General features: G+C 71.8%; 1 protein-coding gene. It reads right to left on the bottom strand.

What is annotated here, in order from left to right; translation table 11 throughout:
• The coding region (locus tag ACTOQ3_RS43580; RefSeq protein ID WP_440089944.1) for a beta-ketoacyl reductase at positions 1 to 864 on the bottom strand (864 nt) is incomplete at both ends.

The following is an 864-nucleotide window of genomic DNA, read 5'->3' on the forward strand; positions in this document are numbered from 1 at the left end:
ACCGCCTGGGCGGTCGGGTAGTCGAAGACGAGGGTGGCGGGCAGTCGCAGCCCGGAGACCGCCATCAGCCGGTTGCGCAGCTCGACCGCGGTCAAGGAGTCGAAACCCAGCTCCTGGAAAGCCCGATCCGCCTGAACCGCCGTCGCCGAGGCGTGCCCCAGCACCGTCGCCACTTCCTGGCGGACCACCTCCAGCACGACCTCACGACGCCGGGCCTCATCCACCCCGTCCAGCCGCTGCACCAGCGCCGACCCGCCCGACCGCACCGCACGCCGCACCGGACCACGCACCAGACCCCGCAGCAATGCCGGCAATCTCTCGCCCCGCGTCCGCAGCGCCGCCACGTCCACTCGCAGCGGCACCAGCGCCGCCACATCCGAGGCCAGGCCGGCGTCGAACAGCGCCAGTCCCTCTTCCACCGACAGTGCCGGCAGACCCTGCCTGCGCATCCGCTCCCGGTCGGCCTCGGTCAGCCAGCCGCTCAACCCGGTGTCGGCATCCCACAGCCCGTAAGCCAGCGACGTCGCCACCAGCCCGGCCGAGCGCCGATGCGCCGCCAGCGCATCAAGGAACACATTCGCCGCCGCGTAGCTCGCCTGCCCGGCCGCCAGCACCAGCCCACCGGCCGAGGAGAACAACACGAACGCCGACAGATCCAGATCCGCCGTCAGCTCGTGCAGATGCCACGCCGCATCCGCCTTCGCGCCCAAAACCCCCTCGAACCGCTCCACGGTGAGCGAGCCGATCAACCCGTTGTCGGCGACCCCGGCCGCGTGCACCACACCCTTGAGCGGATACTCCGCCGGGATACCCGCGATCAACTCGGCCAGCGCGTCCCGGTCGCTCACATCGCAGGCCGCGACC

It is taken from the genome of Streptosporangium sp. LJ11, assembly GCF_051918945.1.
In the GTDB taxonomy this organism is placed as follows: Bacteria; Actinomycetota; Actinomycetes; order Streptosporangiales; family Streptosporangiaceae; genus Streptosporangium.